Source organism: Pseudoclavibacter sp. 8L (assembly GCF_902506465.1).
In the GTDB taxonomy this organism is placed as follows: domain Bacteria; phylum Actinomycetota; class Actinomycetes; order Actinomycetales; family Microbacteriaceae; genus Pseudoclavibacter.
On sequence record NZ_LR733185.1, the window covers coordinates 329,866 to 353,415 of the forward strand.

Sequence of the window (23,550 nt, forward strand, 5' to 3'; positions counted from 1 at the left end):
GGAATGGGAACGAGGCAGGGTCCCGGCGGGGCTGCTGGGGGCCGGCGGATTTCCTGGAGCTGGCCGAGCCGTTGGAACCGCCGGAACTCAGCCCCTACCCGAGCTGCTCGAGCGGGTTCGTCTCGAGCTTCTGGAGGAGCCCGCCGTCGACGAGCCTGCGGGCGGAGGTCGTCGGCTTCCGCGCTGCCTGGTCGGTCACGCACGCACCGAACTCGGCGGCGAGCGTGCCTCGCGGATGCGCTGCCAGGACCTCCCGCAGGAATCCCTCCGGCAGCGCATCCGGCCTGCTCCCGGTGATGTCGAGGCCGGTTGCGCGTTCGAGCAGGTACCCCTCGAGGTCCAGTTGTGGGTCGACGCTCGTCCAGTTGTGGCGCACGATCACGTCGAGGACCCGCGCTCGACGCTCCGCGGTCCAGCCCGCCCCGGCCGTCAGGGCGACGGCGACGTGCCCACCCGCGTGCTCGTAGGAGACCGTGTGGTTGTCGTACTCCGTCGTCGTCCCGATGTCGTGGAGGAGAGCTGCGACGTAGAGCAGCTCGTGGTCGACACCAGCTCGACCCTCGACCGCGGCGATGCCCTCCGCCCACAGCCACGAGCGGACGGCGTGGGCGGAGAGTGACGCCGTCTGGCACTGGAGGGCCAGCTCGAGCGCGCCTCGGGCGGCGGCGGAATCAGGGACGGGGAAGTCGGCGATGCGCATGGCCAACTGTCCCACGCGGCGTGCGGTTCGCGTTCGCCAACAGCCTCACCCGGCCTGAGATGTGTGCCGCTGCTCTGTTCCTACCTGGCGCCTTCCTGCCCGGCGCATTCCTGTGCAGTGCGCTCCTACCTGGCGCCTTCCTGCCCGGCGCACTCCTGTGCAGTGCGCTCCTGCCTGGCGCCTTCCTGCCCGGCGCACTCCTTTGCTCAGTCGTGGCTCACTCCAGCGTTCGGGCGTGGCTCACTCCTGTGTTCGCGCGCGGCCCAGCGGAACGCTGGGGAAGATCTGCTCCGTCACCGTCTGCGTGCCGTCGGCGAGGAAGATCTCGATGACGGTCGCGTCCACCACGATCCTGACGTCGATGGGTGACGCGATGTGCGCGCCGATCGGCACTCGGTTGGGGGCCGCGAACCGGGGATGGAAGTCCACGATGCCGCTGCTCCCGCGCTCGACGGTGAGGCTGGCGGAGTCCGCGTCGCGATCGAAGTGGACCAGCACCTGCTCGTCGGTAGCCCCGTCGCTGTCGAGCACGATCGTGGACCGACTGCCCGGCTCGATGGCGATCCTGTGCTCCGAGATGGTCATGCCCGCGTGGCCTTCCCCGATGACCGGAACCTGGCCCAGCCGGTGGCGGCCGTCGGCGCAGCGGACGAGCCTCATCTCGCGGACGAGCGACATCGCGGAGCGCCACGGCGAGGTCGGCGTCTCGTTGGCGTAGTCCCAGTTGCTCGCCCAGCCGATCATGAGGCGGCGGTTGTCCGGGGCGTTGTCGAAGGAAACGGCCGCGTAGTAGTCCCGCCCGTGGTCGAGCCAGTCGTACTCCTCAAGATCGTCGGAGGCGGTCAGGCGCTCGGCGACGAAGGTGGTGCCGTCGAAGTCGCCGACGAAGTACTGCGTGCCGGACCCGCCGGCCCGCGCTCCGGGGTTCATGCTCACGATCAGCACCCACCGCGTCTCCCCGGTCTCCTCGACGCGGAGCGGGAAGAGGTCGGGGCATTCCCAGACGCCACTCGTCGCGTGCGCGGGCCCGAAGTCCGACGCGAACGTCCAGTCGATGAGGTTCTTCGAGGTGTAGAAGAGCACCTTCCTGGCGATCGCATCCACGACCACCATGACCCAGTTGCCGTCGTCGCCGCCGTGCCAGAAGACCTTCGGGTCTCGGAACTCGGACGAGCCGATGTCGAGGACCGGGTTCCCCGCGTACCGCGTCCAGGTGGCGCCGTCATCGGTGCTGAAGGCGAGCGACTGTGCCTGCAGGCCGGGCTTCTCTCCCACGGGTGGGCGTGCGCTCGTGTAGATGGCGACGAGGGCCGTCTCGCCGTCGCTCGCGAAGCCGGCCGTGTTGCGGGTATCGACGACGGCGCTTCCCGAGAACGCCATCTCCTCGTCGGTTGCGGGGATCGCGACCGGCTGCTCGGTCCAGGACACGAGGTCGGTGGACGTGGCGTGCCCCCAGGAGATGTTGCCCCAGGTGCTGCCGAACGGGTTCGTCTGGAAGAACAGGTGGTAGACGCCCTGGTGGTAGACGAGCCCGTTCGGGTCGTTCAGCCAGGACTTTTGGGACGTGAAGTGAGCGGTTGGTCGCAGCGGCGTCACGGCCGTGGTCGTCGGGGGAGTCATGGTCATGGATGCGTTCCGTTCTTGAAGGTGAGCGCTCACGGGTGTGCTCTCGCGGGCTATCTCTTGCACGTGCGCTCACGCAGCTGATCTCTGCTGATGGCAGCTCGTGCGGGGCGGTTCTGCGCGTCGGACGGGGTGGGCGCGCGGGCGGCGGGACCGGGAGGGTCCCGCCGCGCTTCGGCTACTCGCCGCCTTGCTGGAACCGGTCGTAGGCCTGCTGGTAGATGTCGGTGACCTCTGCGACGCCGAGGCCCTCGAGCTGAGACGTGTAGCTCTCCCATTCGGCGTCGATGTTCCCGTTCACGACCCAGCTCGCGAACTTCTCCTTCACGAGGCTGTTGATGTCGGTGAGCGCGAAGGCGGTCTGGTCGAGCTCCTCGTTCGACAGCAGCACTGGTGGGTACGCCTCGTTGGCGGCGTACGGCGCGTAGTTCTCGTTCACGAGGTCCTGGCGCAGCTTCGCGCGGGGCTCAGGCGCGACGACCGATTCGAAGTCCTCGGCTGTCGTGATCTTGGGGCCGCCCGGGGCGACCTTCTGGCGTCGTTCGCCTTCGGACTCTCCCTCTGGGGCGGGGATCTGCACGAGGAGGCCAGCTGCGTCCTCTTCCAGCGTCACGCCGATGGGTCCCCAGCTGGTCTGGGCCGACATGACCGGGTCGAAGAGGCGATCAGCCCAGCGGATGGTCGCGGACGGGTACTGGTTGGCGCGCGTGAGCGCCATGGCGCCGCGGTTGATCTCCTGATTGTTGGAGACGCTCGCGAGGCGCTCGCCGTTCGCGCCCTCGAGGACGCCGACCAGCTCGTAGTCTCCGCTCTTGTCCTCGCCGACCATCTCTTCGAGCTCCCACCAGAAGAAGGATCCGAGGATCGGCGTCTCTGCCTTGCCCTTGGACAGGTAGGCGACGTCGTCTTGCGAGAACGATTCGGGGTCGATGAGTCCGTCTGCATACCACTCGCCAAGCGCTTCGACGCCAGCACGGTACTCGCTGGTGTTGGCGGTGAACTCCACGGTCCCGTCGCGGACGATGCGGTGGTCGTTGTTCTCCGGCTGGCCGCCGAGGGCGGTGATGAGGTCGGAGGGGTTGGCGGCGAAGGAGTCGGTGCGGAACGAGAGTGGGATCTCGTCGGCCTTGCCGTTGCCGTTCGGGTCGCGTGTCTTGAACGCCTCAAGCGCAGCCTGGTATTCGTCGATCGTGGTCGGCATCGGGATGCCCAGGGTGTCGAGCCACTGCTTGTTGATGTAGAGGAAGTTGGGGTACTGGAGGATCCCGAGCTCCTCGACGGAGGGGAGCGTGTAGATGTGCCCGTCGGATGCGGTGAGCGCGGCCCTGATGTCGGGTCGAGCGTCGAGGATGCCGGACAGGGTGGGCGCGTGCGCTGCGATGAGGTCCTCGAGCGGGATGAGGGTGCCGTTCGACCCGTTCTGGACGATCTCGGAGTCGCTCAGGCCCGAGTTGAAGAGCACGTCGGGGAGCTCGTCTCCGGCCAGCATGAGGTTCTTCTTCTCGGCGTAGACCTGCTCGGGCAGGTTGCGCCAGTCGATCGTGATGTTGGTGTCCTCTGCCCACTGCTGGACGAGTTCCATGGAGGCGTAGTCGGGGGCGAGCGCCGACTTGGTGCCGCCGAACGTGAGGCTCAGGGGCTCGGTGACGATGGGCAGCCCTTCGGCGTTGAATCCGTAGTCGGAGGAGAGGTCGGTGAGCTCGCCGCCGCCGCTGCCGCCTGTGCATCCGGTCAGCAGGAGGCCACTTACGGTCACGAGGGCGATCGAGGTCGCGAAACGTCGCTGTTTCATGTTCGTTCTGTCTTTCTAGTCGAGCGATGGTGGGATGAGGAGCTGTTCAGCTCTTGACGGCGCCGAGAAGGGCGCCCTTGGTGAAGTGCTTCTGCATGAAGGGCAGGACGATGAGCAGCGGCAGGCTGGAGATGACGATCATTCCGTACTTCATGAGCTCGCCCAGGCGTTGAGCGGCGGCGTAGGAATCGACTGCGCCCGTGCCTCCTGCGGAGTTGACCTCCGACTGGATGAGCACGTTTCTGAGGACAAGCTGGAGTGGGTACTTGCTCTCGTCGTCGAGGTAGATGAGGGCGTCGAAGAACGCGTTCCAGTTCGCGACCAGGTGGATCATGATCATGAGGAAGATGAGGGGCTTCGAGAGCGGGAGCACGATCTGGAAGAAGAAGCGGAAGTCGTTCGCTCCATCGATCTGAGCGGCTTCCCGGAGCTCGCTCGGGACGTTGTTCTCGAAGAAGGCCCTCGCGATGATGAGGTTCCAGACGCCGACCGCGCCGGGGAGCACGACGGCCCAGATCGTATCCAGCATGCCGAGGTCGCGCACGACGAGGTAGCGGGCGATGAGGCCGCCGTCGATGAACATCGTGAGAATGAAGACGAGCATGAGGACCTTGCGTCCGTACAGGTCCTTCCGCGAGAGCGCGTAGGCCCCGCAGAGGATCGACACGACGCTGATGAGGGTGCCGACGCTCGTGTAGAGCACGGAGTTCCCGAAGCCCTGCCAGATGGCCGCATCCGCGAAGATCCTCGCGTAGCCCTCGAGGGTGAACCCCTGGGGCCACAGCCAGACGTTGCCGTTGAGGATCTCGGCGGGTTCGCTGACGGAGGCGATCACGATGAAGTACAGCGGGTACAGGACGGCGGCGATGGCGAGCAGCAGGGTCCCAACCGCGAAGGTGTTGAAGATCGGGTCTGCCATGCGCTTGCGCCAGGGGTCCCGTCGGCGCGGCACAGGGTGGGGAGCCACCCGGGGTCGCGCGCCGTGGTCGAGCGGCGCGGGTGCATCGGATTGGGGGCGTGAGGCCGTTGAGGTCATGTTCATCACCAGAGAGTCGACTGGCCTGCACGCTTCGCGACCCAGTTGAAGGTCAGGAGCAGCACCATGTTGATGAGGGAGTTGAAGAGGCCGATGGCGGCCGAGTAGCTGAACTGGGCCTGCTTGAGGCCGGCTTGGTACACGTAGGTCTGGATGACCTCGGAGGTCGGCAGGTTGAGGTCGGTCTGCATGAGGAGGACCTTCTCGAAGCCGAGGTTGAAGAGGTTTCCGATCGCGAGGATGAAGAGGATCGTGATGACGGGGAGGATCCCGGGGATGTCGATGTGCCGGATCCGCTGCCACTTGTTGGCCCCGTCGACGCGCGCCGCTTCGTGGAGCGACGGGTCGATGGCGGTCAGGGCGGCGAGGTAGACGATCATCGAGAATCCCGCGTTCTGCCAGATGTCCGAGCCGATGTAGAGGGGCCTGAACCACTCCGCTGAACCCATGAAGAAGATGGGGTCGCCGCCGAACACCGTGATGGCGTTGTTGACGATTCCGGATCTCGGCGAGAAGAGCAGGTAGATCATGCCGACGACGACCACCACCGAGATGAATGACGGCGAGTAGAGGACGGTCTGCGTGAACTTCTTGAAGCGCTCGCTCTGCAGCTGGTTGACGATGAGCGCCAGGATGATCGGCACGGGGAACGCGATGAGCAGCCCGAGTGCGTTCAGCGTCAGGGTGTTCGCGATGAGTCGCTCGAACTGGAACGAGGTGACGAAGCGTTCGAAGTGCTCCAGCCCTACCCAGGGGCTCCCGGCGAATCCATCTGCCGGGTTGTAGTTGCGGAAGGCGATCTGCGCCCCGTACATGGGCCAGTACTTGAAGACCAGGACCGAGGCGAGTGCGGGGAGAAGTAATACGTATAACTGCCAGCTCCGCATGGCGCGGCGGACTTCAGTTCTGAAGTTTCGTCGCGGGCGGCGCGGCTGTCGGGGCTGCTCTGGGTGTCGGAACTGTTCTGACTGTCGGGACTGCTCTGACTGTCGGGACTGCCGGGACTGCCGTGGTTTGCGTTCCGGGAGGGTGATCTTCGTGGTCATGCCTTGGCCTTTGCTACCGACCCGCGAGTCACGACGGTGCACTCGAGTGGGATGTGAAGGGACGGGGAGGGTGTCGGGTCGAGGAGCAGGTCGATGGCGGTCCGCGCCATCTGCTCGTAGGGGAGGGCGACCGTGGTCAGGCCGGGGTCGAGGTGCGGCGCGAGCATCTCGTGGTTGTCGAAGCCGATGATGGAGCAGTCGTCTGGAACGCTGAGGCCGAGGGCCTCGAGTGCCCGGTAGGCGCCCCAGGCGGTTCGGTCGTTGCCACAGAAGATCGCCGTCGGTCTGTCGTCGCCCGCCATGAGCTCCTTCGTGAGTCGCAGGCCATCCTCGACGATTCCGGTGCCGGGGAGGATCCACTCGGGCCTCGGTGAGAGGCCAGCTTCGGTGAGCGCGCGCCGGAACCCGGCGAGGCGTCCGATGCCGGCCGGCAGGTCGCTGATCTGGGGCTGGATGTTGATCATCGCCAGCTTCGTGTGGCCTGCGTCGAGGAGCTGGCGCGTAGCCGCGTAGCCGCCCATTTCCTCGTCGGGGAACACGCTCGGCACGAGGCCGGCGCGGTCCTGTGCGTTGACGACGACGGTGGGCACCCCGCTGAGCGCCTCGGGGACATCGAGGACCCGGTGGTACATCGAGGCGTAGACGACGCCGCGCACTCGGTAGGACTGCATCATCTCGACGGCAGCCTGCTCGAGTCCAGCGTCGTTGTAGGTGTCGACGGTCAGGATCACGTTGCCGTTCTCCCAGGCGAGGCGCTGTGCGCCTTTCAGGAGCCCGCCGGCGAAGGGGGAGCTGGCCACTTCGTCGGAGATGAAGCCGATCATCTCGGACTCGCCGCTCCGAAGGGTCTTCGCGAAGGCGTTCGTCCGGTAGTCGAGCTCGCGGACCGCTTCCAGAACGCGCTCCTTGGTGGCTTCGGCGACGCGGGATCCCGCGACGTTGTTGAGGACCAGCGACACCGTGGCCTGCGATACACCGGCGTGCTCTGCCACCTGTGACATCGTCGTCGTCTTGGGGCGTCTCGCCATTGCCCACCTCCTCGTGGATCAGTTAATCGTATAACGCATGCTAGCACGGGGGCGGAGGTCCGCAGTGGCGGTGTGGAGCTGCGACCCACGACATCGGTGCATGGTCGCGCCGCGCACGACGCCACCGTGGATCATCCGGGTGGCGTCGCGCGCGTGCTGCCGTGCTGGCGTGCGCGTGCTGGCGTGCTGGCGTGCTGCCGTACGCGTGCTGGCGTGCTGGCGTGCTGGCGTGCTGCCGTGCGTGAGCTGCCGTGCATCGGGCAGAGCGGCGCGGGCCTCGCGAGTCGGCAGGGCTGCGCGGTCTGCTGTCTGCTGTCTGCACGATTTAGCTGGGCGGCACGGGCCGCGGTAGTTGGCAGGACCGTGCGGTCTGCGCAGGCTGCGCTGTCCTGTGCCGGGCTCCGCCGGCTGCGCGGTCTGCCCGGTCTACCCGGTCTACGCGGAGAGCCGCGGGTAGTCGGTGTAGCCGACCGCCCCTTCGCCGTAGAAGGTCGCCGGGTTCGGCTCGTTCTCCGGGTGGTCGCCCTGCCAGCGCTCGACGAGGTCGGGGTTTGCGATCGCGAGGCGGCCGACGGCTACCGCATCCGCGTTGCCCTGGCCGACGAGGTTGAGGGCCTCCTCGCGGGTCGTGACGCTGCTGAAACCGCTGTTTGCGATGAATGCGCCGCCGAAGCGGGCCCGCAGGTCCTGCACCAGCGCGCCTTCCGGGTCGGCGTGCAGCACGCTCAGGTATGCGAGGCCGAGCGGGGCGAGACCATCCGCCACGGCGTCGTAGGTTGCGCGCACGTCGGCTTCGTCCGTCTCGACGACGTCCTGGATGTTGTGGGCGGGTGACAGGCGCACGCCGACGCGTCCCGCGCCGATCGCCTCCGCGACGGCCGCCGTCACCTCGACGACGAAGCGGGCGCGCGCCGCGGGCGAGCCGCCGTACTCGTCGGTGCGCTGGTTCGATACGGGCGAGAGGAACTCGTGCAGGAGGTAGCCGTTCGCGCCGTGGATCTCGACGCCGTCGAGGCCTGCCTCGATGGCGCGCCTTGCAGCATCCACGAACTCCTCGCGGACCTCGGCGAGCTCAGCCGTCGTGAGTTCGTGCGGAACCGGGTAGGGGAGCTTGCCGTTCGGGGTGCGCACCTCGCCATCGATCGCGATGGCGCTCGGAGCGACGATCCGGTCGGTGCCCGTGATCTCCGTGTGCGAGACGCGTCCGCCGTTCATGAGCTGCATCACGATGCGCCCGCCGCGGGCGTGTACGGCCTCGGCGACGCGACGCCAGCCTTCGACCTGCTCGGGGGTGACGATGCCGGGCTGGCCCGGGTAGGCGCGCGACTCGGCGCTCGGGTAGGTGCCCTCGGTGATGATCAGGCCAAGGCTCGCGCGCTGCGCGTAGTGCTCCGCGACGAGCTCGCCCGGCACGCCTGCTGCATCTGCGCGGGTGCGGGTCAGCGGCGCCATGACGACACGGTTGGCGAGCTCGATGTCGCCGAGAGTCAGGGGGGAGAAGAGGTCCACTGGGACTGCCTTTCGGATTGCGGGACCCGCTCGTGCGCGGCCCCACAGGTCGAACAGTGGCCCGCCCGCTCGCATTCCGTGCGGGCGTGTTGCGCGCTCAGGCTGCACCTGTTCCGGCAGAGATTGCTCAGGCACCCATTGCTCAGGCACCCATTGCTTCGCCGCCCCTTTGCTGCGGCACCACTCGCTTCGGCACCCACTCCGGGTTCGACGAGGGTGGTTCCTGTTCCTGTTCCTGCGTTTGCGAGCGCTCATCCACGTGCCGGTGGGCGCGGGTGCCCGTGCCCGTGCCCGGGTGCTGGCACTGGCACTGGCACAGGTGCGGAGTGCGAGATCTCCCTGTTCGGGGTGCTTCGTCGTTCGGGGTGTCTCTCTGTTCGGGGTTTCTCATCGTCCGGGGCCTGTCCTCGTCCGGGGTTTCTCTTCGTCCGGGGCCTGTCTTCGTCCGGGGCCCGTCCTCGCTCAGAGGTCCAGGATGCTGGCCCTCAGGGAGCTGAGGGCGTGCTGCACGGCGCCGATCGACACGACGCCGGCGCCGAGCTCTGAGCGCACGAGTTGCGGGACGGGCAGGTGCAGGAGCGCTGGGAGTTCCTCCCTGGCCGCCGCGATGATGCCGTCGGCGCCGGGCGCGACGCCTCCCGCGATGATGACCCGTTCGGGGTCGAAGAGGCTTGCGACGAGGCCGGCGATGCGAGCCAGCACTCCGCCGACTTCCGTGACGACCCGACGAGCGTCAGGGTCGCCGTCCCTGGCTGCTTCGAGCACGAGCTTGCCGTCGATCTGCTCCGGTTCCACCCGCAGGAGTGGGCTTCCGGGCAGCACGTTGCCGTCTGCGACGGCTGCCTTGGCGAGCCGCGCAGCACGCAGCCCGAGGCCGTCGACGCCTTCCGCGCCGGCCACGAGGTCGAGGCCGAGCATCTCGCCGACCCCGCCGTGGGCGCCACGGAGCAGTCGTCCGTCGACGACGATGCCCGCACCGAAGCGCTCGCCGCTCAGGAAGGTCACGAAGTCGGTGCTGCCGACGCCTCCACCCACGCTGCCCTCCGCGACGGCGGCGAGCAGGGCGTCGTTCTCGACGCGGATGATCGGGATCTGCTCCTCGAAGACCGTCACGAAATCTGGGTTGGTGCGCTGCCAGAATCTGTCGACGTGCGTGGGGGAGGTGCCACGCCCGTCCACGGGGGCTGGGACGCCGATGCAGATCGCCGCCACTTCCTCGAAGGCATGCCCGGTCACGCCGAGCTGGTCGGTGACGACCCGGCGCAGGAGGTCTCGCCTCGTCTCGGGGGAATCGGCCTCGGGGTCGACCTCGACCTGGCTGGTGCTGATCGTCGAGCCGCGGAGGTTCGACACGGTCGTCGTCAGATGCTCGCGTCCGGCATCGACGCCGACGACGACCCCCGCGTCTGCCGCGAATTCGAAGCGGCGCGCGGGGCGCCCCTTCTGGTAGCTGCCGTCCTGTCGCGAGTTGGGGAGCTCGGTGACGAGCCCGCACGAGGCGAGCTCGTCGAGGAGGTCGATGATGGTCGACCTCGTGAGGCCGATGCTCATGGCATCCGTCGCAGTGAATGCCTCAGAGCTCCAGGCGTACTCGAGCAGCAGTTGCAGGTTGGCGCGCTTCAGGGGAGGTGGGGTGCTGAGAAGGCTGAACACGGTGTTGACCTTTCGCTGGCAGTGGGTTTACATTACCTCCAGCAGTAAATTTAGATACAAAATTTAGTGTTCGTTTCAATGTCTGGCCAGCGTCCGCAGCGGCCAGCTCAGCCCAAGGGACAACGACGTGCCAACACCTTCGAAACGCTTCCGGCCCCGCGCCCTGCTGCGTGCGCTTGTCGCCGCGCTCGTGATCGCGCTCGCCGGCTCAGGACTCGCCGCCTGCACCAGCACGGGGCCCACCGAGGTGCGCTTCTTCCTCAGCAAGCCGGAAGCCATCCCGTACTTCCGAGAGCTCATCCAGGACTACAACTCCTCGCAGAGCGAGGTGCGAGTGGTCCTCGATACCTCCTCCAACCTGCAGGCCGGGTTCCTTCGCGGCAACCCGCCGGACCTGGGGCTCCTCAACTACAACATGGAGATGGCCCGCTTCATGGAACGCGGGGCACTTTCAGATCTGTCCGACCTGCCTGAGGCCGACCGCATCCTGCCGGAGATCCAGGGCCTCGTCGACCAGTACGCCAGCTACCCGGGGCGCACGAGCGTGCTGCCCTACTCGGTCATGGCCGCATCCGTCATCTACAACAAGGACATCTTCGAAGAGCAGGGCCTCGAGGTGCCGACCACCTACAGCGAGCTCATCGAGGTCTGCGATCAGCTCAAGTCGGCCGGCGTCGACCCGTTCTACGCCACCTTCAAGGACCCGTGGACGGTGAGCCAGGGATGGTTCGACTACACGGTTGGCGGCTCCATCGACGTCGCGGGCTTCTACGACGAGCTCAATGAACTGGGCACCGACGTCGGGCCGGACTCGCCCGTCTCGTTCGAAGCGACCATGACCGACCCGGTCACGCGGATGACGGAGCTCGCCAGCACCTACACCAACGCGGATGCGGGCAGCCGAGGCTACGGCGACGGCAACGTGGCCTTCGCCGAGGGCAAGGCGGCCATGTACCTGCAGGGCCCGTGGGCGCTCGGCGAGATCGCCAAGACCAACCCGGACGCGAACCTCGGCATGTTCCCCCTCCCGATGACGGAGAACGCGGACGACCGCGAGGTGCGCGTCAACATCGACCTCGCAGCCTGGATTCCGGAGGCCTCCAAGCACAAGGAGGAAGCGCGCGAGTTTCTCCAGTACCTCTTCCAGCCGGAGGTCATCAACGCCTACAACGCTGCCCAGCTCGGCTTCGGCACGACCGTCGACGCCGACCCGGTCACCGACCCGCGGCTCGTCGAACTCCAGCCCTATTACGAGAAGGCCGCCTTCTACCAGGGGCCGTCGAAGGCGATTCCGCTGACGATCCCCACCGAGAACTACATGCAGGGACTCGTCACCGGGGGAGCGAGCGTCGACTCGACGCTCAGCACGCTCGACGCCGACTGGGCCCGCCTCGCGCTGCGCCAATGACGGCCAGCGCAACTCGATCAAGAACCGGACCGGAGACACCAATGTCGACCACCATCGAGGCAACCACCACTGAGGCGATCCGCACCGAGGAAGCCGCCCGCGAAGGCCAGAAAATCAGGCCGCGAAGCTCACGTCGCATCGACCGCGTCCACTACCTCTTCCTCGTCCCGACGCTCGTGCTCTTCACGATCGCCATCACCATCCCCGCCATCATCGGCATCTTCTTCAGCTTCACGAACTCCATCGGCTTCGGCGAATGGAACTTGGTCGGCATCACCAACTACATCGCCATGTTCGGCGACCCCGCCATCTGGCAGAGCTACGGGTTCACGATGGGCTTCGCTGCCGTCACGGTGATCCTCGTCAACGTGCTCGCGTTCCTCCTCGCGATCGGCCTCGTCGCCCGCATCCGCCTCAAGGCTCCGCTGCGCACCGTGTTCGTGATCCCCATGGTCATCTCGGGCATCGTCATCGCGTTCGTGTTCAACTTCCTGTTCTCCAACGCCGTGCCGGCACTTGGGCAGAGCCTGAACATCCCATGGCTGTCGGAGAGCATCCTCGCGAACCCGAACCTCGCCTGGATCGGGATCGTGATCGTGACGGCCTGGCAGGCGATCCCCGGCACCCTGCTCATCTACATCGCCGGTCTCCTCGCGGTTCCCGGCGACGTCTACGAGGCGGCAGACCTCGATGGCGCCTCGAAGTGGCAGCAGATGCTGCAGATCACGCTGCCGCTCGTCGCCGGCTACGTCGTCATCAACGTGATCCTCGGCTTCAAGAACTTCCTCAACGCCTACGACATCATCGTCGGCCTCACGGACGGCGGCCCGGGCACGTCGACCAGAAGCATCGCCATGACGATCTTCACCGGCTTCAGCGGCGGCGACTACGCCTACCAGATGGCCAACGCGACGTTCTTCTTCGTCCTCGTCGTCGTCATCTCCCTCCTCCAGCTCCGCCTCACCCAGGGAAAGAACCAACTCTGATGGCACTTCAACAGCCCATCGTCAGCCGCGCACGAGTGGCCTCGGCAAGCAGGAACCGTGGCGGACGAGGTCGATGGTCGACGACGATCATCCTGCTCCTCTGCGCCGTGACCGTGCTCATCCCGCTCTACGTGACCGTGGTGACCGCCTTCAAGACCACCTCGCAGGCTGTCAGCGGCAACGTCTTCGCTCTGCCTGCGCCATTCAGCTTCGACGGATTCGTCGAGGCCTGGAATCTCACCAACTTCCCGCAGGCGTTCAGCGTTTCCGTGTTCATCACGGCGGGCACCGTCGTGGGCGTCATCCTGCTCGCGGCTCTCGCCTCGTACGCCATCACGCGCAACTGGAACAACCGGTTCTTCCGGGGCTCCTTCTACTATCTGCTGGCGGCGATGTTCCTGCCCTTCCCGGCCGTCGCCCTTCCGCAGATCCAGATGAGCGGACTCTTCGGGCTCGACAATCCGGTCGGCGTCATCATCCTCCACGTCATGTTCCAGCTCAGCTTCTCGATCCTGCTCTTCACCGCGTTCCTGAGGTCGATCCCGGGCGAGCTCGAGGAGAGCGCCCGCATCGACGGCGCCAGCACGTGGCAGACGTTCTGGCGGGTCATCTTCCCGCTCCTCGCCCCGATGAGCGCGACGGTCGGCATCTTCGCCTTCCTCGCCTCATGGAACGACTTCATGATGCCGTCGCTCATCATCTCCGACCCGGCGATGCAGACCCTGCCCGTGGTGCAGAAGATCTTCCAGACCCAGTTCAGCAACAACTACAACGTGTCCTTCGCCTCCTACCTGATGGCGATGGCGCCGGCGCTCATCGCCTACCTGTTCACGCAGCGGTGGGTCATGGAGGGCGTCACGCAGGGCGCCGTCAAGGGATGACTGCCTCGCGGACGCCGCATGCGCTTCCACAGGAGCATCTCGCGCCCACCGCGAGCTCTCTCGAACCTTCTCGAGCCCTCCCGAACCCAGAACTCTCTCAGCCACAGACCACCAACAACCCGAGGAATACCCAACTATGAGCTCGACCTTCTCCGCAGAGACCGACGTCCTCACCCGCGCCCGCCCGCAGGACGCCGACTGGTGGCGTCAGGCGGCGGTCTACCAGATCTATCCGCGCAGCTTCGCGGACGCCAACGGCGACGGGCTCGGCGACCTGCCGGGCATCACCGCGAAGGTGCCGTACCTGCAGGCGCTCGGCATCGACGCCGTCTGGCTCAGCCCCTTCTATCCGTCTGAGCTTGCCGACGGCGGCTACGACGTCGCCGACTACCGCAACGTGGATGCCCGCCTCGGCACGCTCGAGGACTTCGACCGCATGGTCGCCGCCCTGCACGTGGCCGGGATCCGCGTGATCGTGGACATCGTCCCGAACCACTCGTCCGACCAGCACGAGTGGTTCCAGGCGGCTCTCGCCGCTGGGCCGGGCTCCCCGGAGCGCGACCGCTATATCTTCCGCGACGGCAATGGGCCGGACGGGGCGGAGGCGCCCACGGATTGGGAGTCGGTGTTCGGCGGACCGGCTTGGCATCGTGTCGAGGACGGCCAGTGGTACTTCCACAACTTCGCGGTCGAGCAGCCCGACTTCAACTGGGCGAACCCCGAGGTGAGGGCCGACTTCCTGCACACCCTGCGGTTCTGGTCAGACCGAGGCGTTGACGGCTTCCGCATCGACGTCGCCCACATGCTGACGAAGGACCTCAGCGGCGAGCTGCCGTCGAAGGCGGTGCTCGACGCGTTGCCCTTCGACGGCAACCACCCCATCATCGACCGTGACGACGTGCACGAGGTCTACGCCGAGTGGCGCAAGGTCTTCAACTCTTACGACCCACCGCGGACGGCCGTCGCCGAGGCGTGGGTCGAGCGTGACCGCCGCCCGCGTTACGCGAGCCCGGAGGGGCTCGGTCAGGCGTTCAACTTCGACCTCCTCGAGGCCGACTTCGATGCCCGCCAGTTCTCGAGCATCGTGACCGACAACCTCGAGCTCGCGGAGCGCTCCGGGTCGTCGACCACCTGGGTGCTGTCGAACCACGACGTGGTGCGTCACGCGACGCGCTACGGACTGCCGCATCCGGAGCGCAGCGAGAAGGGTCACCCGGTCGTGAAGCACGGCTCGGAGTGGCTGCTCTCGGGGGGCGAGCACCCTGTGCTCGACGCGGAGGGCGGGCTGCGTCGGGCGCGGGCGGCAACTCTGTTCACGCTCGGGCTGCCGGGTTCTGCGTACCTGTACCAGGGTGAGGAGCTCGGGCTCCACGAGGTCGCCGACATCCCGGACTCGGACCGCCAGGACCCCACGTTCTTCCGCAACCCCGGCGTCGACATCGGCCGCGACGGCTGCCGTGTTCCTCTGCCCTGGGTTGCCGAGGGTCGATCGTTCGGGTTCGGGGAAGCGGATGCGCACCTTCCCCAGCCCGGATGGTTCGGCGCGTCGGCGGTCGAGCTCCAGGAAGAGGACGCCGGTTCGGTGCTTGCGCTCTACCGGAAGGCCCTCGCGCTGCGGCACGAGCTGCAGAGCGGGGAGCAGCTCGAGTGGCTGCCGAGCGGGAGAGCGGACGTGCTTCGCTTCGCCCGCCCGAACGGCTGGGAGATCGTGACGAACTTCGGGTCCGAGCCGTTCGACCTTGGCGCTGACGCTGAGGTGCTGCTGCGCAGCGACCTCGACAGTGGCACAGACTTGGCGGGCGAGACGACCGCGTGGGTGCGTCGCCCGGCCTAGTCGGGGGTCGGTCGCCCGGAATCGGGAGCTGGTACTTGCTGGCCGGTGGTCGGCAGGCGGCGGGAAGCGTGAAGTAGGAAGTAGGAAGTAGGAAGTAGGAAGTAGGGGGAAGCGAGAAGCTACTCGCGACTGCCACTTGGGTGAGCCCTCGCTCGCCACACGAGCGAGGGCGCGCCTTTGCGAGCGCGCTTCGTGGAGGCAGCGCGTCGCCCGCGGGTCGCCTCGCCTGGTCAGAACGGCGGCGCGCTGGAGGCTTGGCCGAGCTGCGGCGGCGGGTCTTCTTCAGGGGCCGAGCGCTCACTCGAGTTGGGCCCTGGGGGCTCGTCCGCTGGTCTGAAGAGTTGGTCGGTGGGTGTGAAGGTGGGGCCGTGGGGTTCGGGGTGGTCGACGTAGGTTTTTCCGCTTGGGGTGGTCCATTCGAGGGTGCCGCCGTCGTGTTGGGTGACGGTCCAGGCGGTGTGGTGCTTGATGATGTGGTGGTTTTTGCAGAAGTCGCTGAGGTTCCAGGTGGCGGTTTTGCCGCCGTATTGGTGGTCGATGGTGTGGTCGAGTTCGCAGTTCGTGGCGGGTTGGCGGCAGCCGATGAAGCGGCAGTGGATGTCGCGGGCTTGGAGGAAGGCGCGCATGGCCGCGGTGGGGGTGTAGGCGTCGACGGCTTGGATTGCTCCGGTGATGGGGTGGGTGAGGAGGCGGACGAACGCGGGTGCGGTCGCGGCGAGGTGTTTCGCGTCTTCGATGGGCATGGGGGACATGCCCTCGAGCAGCGCTGGCGCGCGGCGAGGGCGGCTATCTCTGCCGGCGTCGGTCGGGCCGCCGCTGTCCGCGCCGGTGTCGGTGTCGGTGTCGGTGAGGAGTGTCGTGATGGGGATGCTGACGTGGGTGGTGGCCTGGATGCCGTTCGCTGCGCTGGAGATGGTGGGGTCGCTGGTGAGGAGCAGGTCCGCGATGACGTCGGACATGACCTGGTCGAGGGTGCGCTCATCCGGCGCAACCGCGTCTGCCAGCTCACCCAGCTCGCCCAGCTCGCCCAGCTCGCCCGGCTCGCCCGTCTGACCGGTTTCGCCGGCCTGGCCGGTCTGATTGGTGCCCGGTTTGGGGCGGGCTTTGATGATGGCTTTGCTCTGCTTGCGTGCGCGGTCGCGGATCGCGTGCGCGAGGAAGGAGCTCATGAGCACTCGCAGGATGCTCATGCCGTCGCCGAGGTCCTCGACGCTCACGCGGCGCCGTTTCTTGGCGCGTTCGTGGCGTTGATCGATGGACTCCCCGGTGAGCTCTTCCGCGACGCGCTCGGCCGCTTTCTGCAGCGCTGCCGGTGGGAGCGGCTCTCGGCGCACGCGCTCCAGCATGACCTGGACGAACTCTCCCCGCCGGTGGGTCTGCTCGGCCGGGTCGTCGTGGTTGACCTTCAGGCCGGTCTCGACGAGCTTGTGCACCTGAGCGGGCGTCGCAGCATTGCTCTCGAGCGCGAGGGCGAGGGCCGGGAACTCGCGCAGCGTCACGGATGCTGTCGCGAGGTGTCCCTGGGCGGTGCCGGCGGCGAGCTTCACGAGCAGGCCGACCTCGTTCGCGATCGATCGCACGTGCATGGCGGATTCCGCGCATCCCTCAGCGACATCGAGGGCGTGCCCGAAGTCGTACGCGGCGGCGTGTGCTCGCAGTTGCAGGGCGGCGCCGGCCGCGAGCATCGCTGCGGCCGCTTCCTCCATCGCGAGGATCTCCGAGCGGCGAGCCGCGACGGAGGCCGGGTCCGAAGGGTCAAACCCCGGATCCGGAACCGGGCTCGCCTCGGCCCCTGACCCCTCGTGTCTGTCGCGTTGCTGCATGCCCAAAGTCTACGAACGACCACCGACATTCGAGAGGGTGGTGGATAACTTTCTCGGAGCGCATGGACTGCGGCTCGCGGTTCAGTGAGTCTATCCACAGACCTGACGGGCACTTAAGCAAGTAGTTATTGGTACATGTGTTCCATTCGGAGCAGGTGCAAAACCAGAACTCACGTTAACCCAAAACTTCGCCACTCACTCCGCCTTGACGACCGCCAGCTCGTCCCAGTGGGTGGTTGCACGGGGTGAGACCATGTCGCGCCGCATAGTCCAGCTCCGCCCACTGCGGAGGCCGGCGATGCCGAGGCCAAGCGATTCCTGGCCGAACTTCGCGGCGACGGCGTCGAGGGCCTCGCCCACGCGCCTGTCTTCGCCGCGCTCGTCGAAGATGTCGAGTGCCGCGTACGAGTCTCGCGCGACGAACTCGAAGAGCGAGACGCCGACGCGCACGTACTTCAGCTCGGCTCGCAGCTGCGGGCCGAGGGCGGTGGCGGCGGCACGGAAGAGCACGACCGGGTCGTCGGTGGGTTCCGGGAAGGCGACGGACACGGCGTGCGACTCGTGCCCTTCGCGGAAGGGCGAGGTCGCGGCGTAGCAGCTCATGGCCCGCGTGAGCGAGCCTTGCGCGCGGAGCCGAGCCGATGCGCGCTGCGTGTACACGGAGAGCACCTCTTCGAGTTCCTGCACCGTGGAGATGGGGACTGCGAAGGAGCGGGAGAACTGGATCTGCTCGCGCTCCGACGGGACCTCGTCGATGGGGAGGCAGTCGATGCCGCGCAGCTCTTGGACGACGCGCTCCTGGACGACGCCGTAGCGGCGGCGGATGGCGGTGGGGGAGGACTCGCGGAGGTCGAGGGCGGTGCGGATGCCGAGGCCCACGTATTTCGCGGCCATCTTGCGGCCGACGCCCCAGACGTCACCGATGTCGATGGTGCTGAGAATCCCGCTGAGCTGCTCTCGCCCGTAAGCGCCGAGGTGGCAGACGCCTCCAAGCGATAGTTCGGATTTGGAGCCGCGGTTGGCGAGCTTGGCGAGCGTCTTGCTTGGGGCGATCCCGATGCTGACGGGGATGCCGATGAGCTTCCGCATCGCCACCCTGATCTCGCGGGCGACGGCGAGGGCCTCCCGGCGGTCGTCTGGCAGCCGGATGAAGCTCTCGTCGATCGAGTACACCTCCTGCGATGGCGTGTAGCGGCCGAGGAGCTCGATGGTGCGGGCGTTGATGTCGCCGTAGAGCTCGTAGTTGCTGGAGCGGGCGACGACGCCCTTCATCGCGGCTTCCGGGGCGATGGCCTGCCAGGGGGCGCCCATCGGGATGCCGACGGCTTTCGCTTCCTCGGAGCGCGCGATGACGCATCCGTCGTTGTTGGAGAGCACGACGATGGGCTTGCCTTCGAGGCTGGGGTCGAAGATGCGCTCGCAGGATGCGTAGAAGTTGTTGGCGTCGACGATGGCGATCGCGGACTGCCGGAGCTCCTGCGTCGATGCCTGGGTCGAGTCGTGCGTCGGGTCCGTCATCTCAGACACGGTGGAGGCATCTCGTGACGACGCCCCACACGGTGAGTTCGCTGAGCTCTTCGAGCACGATGTCGGCGTATGCGGGGTTCTCGGGCGCGAGGCGCACGCGGCCGTGCTCGAACCGTAGGCGCTTGACGGTGAGCTCGCCGTCGACGACGGCGATGACCACGTTGCCGTCGTGCGGTTCGAGGGAGCGGTCGACGATGATCTCGTCGCCGTCGAAGATGCCGGCCCCGATCATGCTGTCGCCGCTGACGCGGACGATGAAGGTCGCGGCGGGGTCGTTGATGAGGTGCCGGTTGAGGTCGACGGGGCCGGAGTAGTAGCCCTGGGCGGGTGAGGGAAAGCCGGCTGGGACTGCTTCGTCTGCGCGTTCCGGGAGCTGCGCATTGGGCGTGCTGCCCGGTTCGACCTCTTCCGGGTGCCCGAGGGGAGCGAGGATCTCGACGCCTGCATCGCTCACTGTCGGCACCCTGTCCTTCGTCTCGGCGGAGGGAGCGGGGTGTGGTCCCGCTCGATCACGCGTGTGTTCGAGCCCCAATTGTCGCGGATGAACCTTCGGGATGCGTGACGGATGCATCCGCCGAGTGGTGGCGACCGATGGGCACCATGAGTGGCCGGCCGGAGACGGGGTCCTGCACGACGAGGCTCTCGAGCCCGAAGACGGCGCGCACCGTGTCGACTGTGAGGACGTCGCCGGGTTCGCCCGCTGCGTGCAGTCCGCCGTCGGCGAGCGCGATGAGGTGGTCCGCGTAGCGCGCTGCCAGGTTGAGGTCGTGGAGCACCATGACGATGGTCGTGCCGCGGGACTGGTTGAGGTCGGTGAGTAGATCGAGCACCTCGATCTGGTGGCTGACGTCGAGGAAGGTCGTCGGCTCGTCGAGCAGCAGCAGGTCGGTCTGCTGGGCGAGGGCCATCGCGATCCACACTCGCTGCCGCTGCCCGCCGGAGAGCTCGTCGACGTGGCGGTCGGCGAGAGCCGTCGTCTCTGTCGCTTCGAGGGCGGCGGCGACGGCGAGGTCGTCGTCGTGGCTCCACCTGGAGAGGATGCTCTGGTGCGGGTGGCGGCCGCGGCCGACGAGGTCGGCGACCGTGATGCCCTCGGGGGCGATGGGGGATTGGGGCAGGAGCCCGAGGATACGCGCGAGCTGCTTCGCGGGTGTCTTGTGCACTTCCTTGCCGTCGAGGAGGACCTGCCCGTCGCGAGGTGCGAGGAGCCGCGACATGGAGCGCAGCAGGGTCGACTTGCCACAGGCGTTCGCGCCGACGATCGCCGTGACCTTGCCTGGCGGCACGAGGAGGTCGAGCTCGTCGATGACGACTCGGTCGCCGTAGCCCAGGCTGAGCTGCTCGACGATGAGGGTGTGGTCTGCGGTCATAGCGAGCCTCCCGCGCGGTTCGTGCGGATGATCAGGTAGATGAGGAACGGCGCACCGAGCACGCCGGTCACGACGCCGACGGGGTATCGGGTGCCGAGGAGGAACTGGCCGACGAGGTCGGCGACGAGCACGAGGAGGGCTCCGACGAGTCCGGCGGGGATGAGGAGCGATCCGCCGCCGCCGAAGAGCCGGGCGGCGATCGGGCCGGCGAGGAACGCGACGAAGGCGATGGGGCCTGCAGCGGCTGTCGCGAAGGAGAGCACGCCGACGGCGGTGACGATGACGACGAGCCTCGTGCGGTTGACGCGAACCCCGAGGGCTGCTGCGGTGTCGTCGCCGAGCTGCGTGGCCGAGAGGCTGCGGCTCTGGGCGAGGAGGATCGGGACGAGCACGAGGATCGAGATCGCGACCGGGAGGATGGCGTTCCAGGATGCGCCGTTCAGGCTGCCGTTGAGCCAGCGGAGCGCCTCCTGGAGGTCCCACTGAGCGGCCTGCGAGAGCACGTAGTTGGTGATGCTGTCGAGCATGGCCGCGATGCCGATGCCGATGAGGATGAGGCGCGTTCCCGTGACGCCGCCCTTGAACGACAGGACGTAGATGAGGATGGCGACGCCGAGGCCGACGAAGATCGCGAAGAAGGACACCTCGCTCGCGCCCAGCGAGAGCGTGACGATGCCGAAGGCGGCGGCCGCGCTGGCGCCGGAGGAGATGCCGATGATGTCGGGGCTCGCGAGCGGGTTGCGCAGCATCGTCTGGAAGGTGACGCCGGCGAGGCCGAACGCGAGTCCGGCGAGGATCGCGAGCACGGCACGCGGGAGCCGGAGCCGCCCGACTGTGAAGGTCGCACCCTGCACGTCCTGGCCCAGCACGACGGCGATGACCTGGTCGAGGCTGTAGAAGGTCTGTCCGACCATGAGCGAGACGACGAAGACGACGAGGATGAGGGTGACGAGCACCAGCATGAGGAGTCGGCGCCGCGCGTTGCGTCGGCCGCGGCTACGCGCGACGGCGCGGGCTGTCGCCTCGATGACGGAGTTCGGGGAGGCGGGGGCGAGCGAGGTCGGCGATGAGGCTGGCGCGGCCGAGCCCGAAGGACGGGTCGCGGTCATAGGGCACGCACCTTCGAGCGGCGGACGATCCAGATGAAGATGGGGGCTCCGATGATGGCCGTGATGATGCCCACGTCGATCTCGGACGGGCGGGTGAGGATGCGGCCGAGCACATCCGCCCCCGTCAGCAGGGAGGCGCCGACGACTGCGGAGAAGGGCAGCACCCAGCGGTGGTCGACGCCGAACATGAGCCGGCAGGCGTGCGGCACGACGAGGCCGACGAACGCGATGGGACCCGTGACGGCGGTGGCGGCGCCGCAGAGCACGACGGCGCCGAGGGCCGCCGCGCCGCGCGTCAGCGCGACGCGTTCGCCGAGTCCAGCGGCGAGATCGTCGCCGAGGGCAAGCGAGTTGAGGCCCTTCGCTGAGGCGAGGCTGACAAGGAAGCCGACGATGAGGAACGGCAGCACCTGCGAGATGCTGTCCCAGGTGCCTCCGCCGACGCCGCCGATCTGCCACGACCTGGCGCTCTGGCTGATGTCACCCCGAGGCAGGATGATGGCGGTCACGAAGGACGCGAGCGCGGCCGACGTCGCCGCACCGGCGAGGGCGAGCTTGAGGGGCGTCGCGCCGCCCCGCCCGAGCGAGCCGACGACGTACACGAAGACGGCCGCGAGGGCCGCGCCGGAGATGGCGACCCAGATGAAGCTCGACGCGGAGGCCAGGCCGAAGTAGGCGATTCCCGTCACGACGGCGAGGGATGCGCCCATGTTGACGCCGAGGATGCCCGGGTCTGCGAGCGGATTCCTGGTGACGCCCTGCATGACGGCGCCTGAGACGCCGAGGGCGGCCCCCACGGCGACGGCGAGGAAGGTGCGGGGGATGCGTTTCGCGACGGCCGCCTCGTCGAAGCCGTTCGTCGATCCGCCGAGGGCTGCTACCGCATCCGCCCAGCTCACGTCGCGCGATCCGATCATGACGGACACCACGATGAGCGCGCCGAGCGAGGCGATCGCGAGGAGGAACCACAACGCCCGCAGCCGCCGGGGGCGTCGCACGATGGCGACACCCCCGGCGGCTACGGGAGGAGCGGTCTGGGTCACTTGACCTGTTCTGCTGCCTGCGAGAGGAGCGCGACGTAGTCGTCGAGGATCCACGAGATGGACAGCGGCGTGGGGTTCGCGGCCGTGCCGAGCGGCTCCGTGCCTGGCAGATTGACGATCGAGCCGTTGGCGACGGCGGGGATCTGCGAGAGCACGGGGTCGCCCTGGAGGGTCTGGACGAGCTCCTCGCCGCCGTAGGTGACGATGATCTCGACGTCGGCGAGCGTGTCGCTCTGCTCGGCGCTGATGGTCTGCGAGAACTGGTCGGTCGATGCCGACGCGTCGACGAGGCTCTGCGGGAACGTCATGCCGAGGTCCTCGAAGAAGGCGCTGCGGGTGTCGTGCGTCGTGTAGAAGCTGACCTGGCTGAGGTCGGTCTCGTCGACGTGGGTGAGGAACATGGTCTTCTTGCCCTGGATGGCCGGGTACTTGGCCGCCGTCGCCTCGATCTCGCCCTCGAGCTCGGTGATGAGCGCGTCGCCTTCGGCCTCGAGGCCCATGCCCTGGCTGTTGAGGCGGATCATGTCGCGCCACGAGGTCGCCCAGGCCGTCTCCGGGTAGGCGACGACGGGTGCGATCTCGGAGAGGGTGTCGTAGTCCTCCTGCGTCAGGCCCGAGTAGGCGGCGAGGATGACGTCGGGGTTCGTGTCCGCGACAGCCTCGAAGTCGACGCCGTCGGTCTCGTCGAAGAGCACTGGGGTCTCGCCGCCGAGCTCTTCGAGCTTCTCGCTCACCCAGGGGAGGATGCCGTCGCCGTTGTCGTCGCCGAAGTCGGCCCTGGCCATGCCGACGGGCACGACGCCGAGGGCGAGGGGCACTTCCTGGTTGGCCCAGTTGACCGTGGCGATGCGCTCGGGCTTCTCGGTGATCTCCGTCGTGCCGAGGGCGTGCTCGATGGTGATCGGCGTGAAGTCGCCGCTCGCTGCGCCCGGCTCCGCGTTCGTGCCGGCTGAGGGGGTGGTCGAGCAGGCGGCGAGGCCTGCCGTGAGCAGCGCTGTCGCGGCGAGGGCGACGAGCTTGGAAGCGCGGGGCATGGTGTCCTTTCGAGGGGGGAGCTGAGCCTTTTGCGCACGCCGATGAACGCCGTCTGGCGGCGGAGAGGCGGGGTGCGGTGTCGAAGTCAGCGGCAGCCGTGCAGGGCCGAGAGCTTGCCCTGTTAGGAGTGCCTTACCAAAGCTAAGC

The 23,550-nt window shown here is 67.6% G+C and carries 19 protein-coding genes; 4 read left to right on the top strand and 15 right to left on the bottom strand.

Annotation, left to right across the window (positions count from 1 at the left end; all coding sequences use genetic code 11):
• Positions 1-94: 94 nt before the first annotated feature.
• The 8 genes from GV007_RS01530 to GV007_RS01565 form a co-directional block, all read right to left on the bottom strand.
• Positions 95-700 carry an HD domain-containing protein gene (locus GV007_RS01530; RefSeq protein ID WP_160070701.1) on the bottom strand — a complete coding sequence of 202 codons (606 nt, stop codon included), beginning with the start codon at positions 698-700 and terminating at the stop codon, positions 95-97.
• 240 nt (positions 701-940) lie between these two features.
• The gene (locus GV007_RS01535; protein ID WP_160070702.1) at positions 941-2,326 is read right to left on the bottom strand and encodes a glycoside hydrolase family 32 protein; all 1,386 of its coding nucleotides are present in this window, start codon (positions 2,324-2,326) and stop codon (positions 941-943) included.
• Positions 2,327-2,501: 175 nt separating this feature from the next.
• Positions 2,502-4,115, bottom strand: a complete 1,614-nt coding sequence (locus GV007_RS01540; RefSeq protein WP_160070703.1) for an ABC transporter substrate-binding protein — start codon at positions 4,113-4,115, stop codon at positions 2,502-2,504.
• Positions 4,116-4,161: 46 nt separating this feature from the next.
• Positions 4,162-5,034 (bottom strand): carbohydrate ABC transporter permease, encoded by an 873-nt coding sequence (locus tag GV007_RS01545; protein WP_228502947.1) that lies wholly within the window; start codon positions 5,032-5,034, stop codon positions 4,162-4,164.
• Between the two features lie 122 nt (positions 5,035-5,156).
• A complete protein-coding gene (locus GV007_RS01550) occupies positions 5,157-6,038 on the bottom strand; it encodes an ABC transporter permease (protein WP_160070704.1) in 882 nt (293 codons plus the stop codon).
• 155 nt (positions 6,039-6,193) lie between these two features.
• A complete protein-coding gene (locus GV007_RS01555) occupies positions 6,194-7,225 on the bottom strand; it encodes a LacI family DNA-binding transcriptional regulator (RefSeq protein WP_160070705.1) in 1,032 nt (343 codons plus the stop codon).
• A gap of 435 nt (positions 7,226-7,660) precedes the next feature.
• Entirely contained in the window at positions 7,661-8,734 is a 1,074-nt protein-coding gene (locus GV007_RS01560) for an alkene reductase (protein WP_160070706.1), read from the bottom strand.
• Positions 8,735-9,196: 462 nt separating this feature from the next.
• A complete protein-coding gene (locus GV007_RS01565; protein WP_236558232.1) occupies positions 9,197-10,387 on the bottom strand; it encodes an ROK family protein in 1,191 nt (396 codons plus the stop codon).
• 127 nt (positions 10,388-10,514) lie between these two features.
• Here GV007_RS01565 and GV007_RS01570 point away from each other — a divergent pair, with 127 nt between their 5' ends.
• The 4 genes from GV007_RS01570 (at position 10,515) to GV007_RS01585 (ending at position 15,496) form a co-directional block, all read left to right on the top strand.
• A complete protein-coding gene (locus GV007_RS01570; RefSeq protein WP_236558233.1) occupies positions 10,515-11,795 on the top strand; it encodes an ABC transporter substrate-binding protein in 1,281 nt (426 codons plus the stop codon).
• A 41-nt stretch (positions 11,796-11,836) separates the two neighbouring features.
• Positions 11,837-12,781: a carbohydrate ABC transporter permease gene (locus GV007_RS01575; protein WP_160070707.1), complete on the top strand. Its 945-nt coding sequence runs from the start codon at positions 11,837-11,839 to the stop codon at positions 12,779-12,781.
• Positions 12,781-13,662: a carbohydrate ABC transporter permease gene (locus GV007_RS01580; protein WP_160070708.1), complete on the top strand. Its 882-nt coding sequence runs from the start codon at positions 12,781-12,783 to the stop codon at positions 13,660-13,662. Before GV007_RS01575 ends, GV007_RS01580 begins: the two co-directional genes overlap by 1 nt.
• A 136-nt stretch (positions 13,663-13,798) precedes the next feature.
• Positions 13,799-15,496 (top strand): glycoside hydrolase family 13 protein, encoded by a 1,698-nt coding sequence (locus GV007_RS01585; RefSeq protein WP_160070709.1) that lies wholly within the window; start codon positions 13,799-13,801, stop codon positions 15,494-15,496.
• 230 nt (positions 15,497-15,726) lie between these two features.
• Here GV007_RS01585 and GV007_RS01590 read toward each other — a convergent pair whose 3' ends face one another.
• The 7 genes from GV007_RS01590 to GV007_RS01620 form a co-directional block, all read right to left on the bottom strand.
• Complete coding sequence (locus tag GV007_RS01590) at positions 15,727-17,319, bottom strand: HNH endonuclease signature motif containing protein (RefSeq protein WP_160070710.1); 1,593 nt, start codon at positions 17,317-17,319, stop codon at positions 15,727-15,729.
• 195 nt (positions 17,320-17,514) lie between these two features.
• Positions 17,515-18,837 carry a Y-family DNA polymerase gene (locus GV007_RS01595; protein ID WP_160070711.1) on the bottom strand — a complete coding sequence of 441 codons (1,323 nt, stop codon included), beginning with the start codon at positions 18,835-18,837 and terminating at the stop codon, positions 17,515-17,517.
• A 1-nt stretch (position 18,838) separates the two neighbouring features.
• On the bottom strand, positions 18,839-19,300 hold the full coding sequence (locus tag GV007_RS01600; RefSeq protein WP_236558234.1) for a LexA family protein: 462 nt from the start codon (positions 19,298-19,300) through the stop codon (positions 18,839-18,841).
• Between the two features lie 55 nt (positions 19,301-19,355).
• Positions 19,356-20,216, bottom strand: a complete 861-nt coding sequence (locus GV007_RS01605) for an ABC transporter ATP-binding protein (RefSeq protein ID WP_160070713.1) — start codon at positions 20,214-20,216, stop codon at positions 19,356-19,358.
• Positions 20,213-21,325 carry a FecCD family ABC transporter permease gene (locus GV007_RS01610; RefSeq protein WP_160070714.1) on the bottom strand — a complete coding sequence of 371 codons (1,113 nt, stop codon included), beginning with the start codon at positions 21,323-21,325 and terminating at the stop codon, positions 20,213-20,215. Before GV007_RS01610 ends, GV007_RS01605 begins: the two co-directional genes overlap by 4 nt.
• Entirely contained in the window at positions 21,322-22,368 is a 1,047-nt protein-coding gene (locus tag GV007_RS01615) for a FecCD family ABC transporter permease (protein ID WP_201297538.1), read from the bottom strand. Before GV007_RS01615 ends, GV007_RS01610 begins: the two co-directional genes overlap by 4 nt.
• Positions 22,365-23,402, bottom strand: a complete 1,038-nt coding sequence (locus GV007_RS01620) for an iron-siderophore ABC transporter substrate-binding protein (protein WP_104332837.1) — start codon at positions 23,400-23,402, stop codon at positions 22,365-22,367. Before GV007_RS01620 ends, GV007_RS01615 begins: the two co-directional genes overlap by 4 nt.
• Positions 23,403-23,550: the final 148 nt, after the last annotated feature.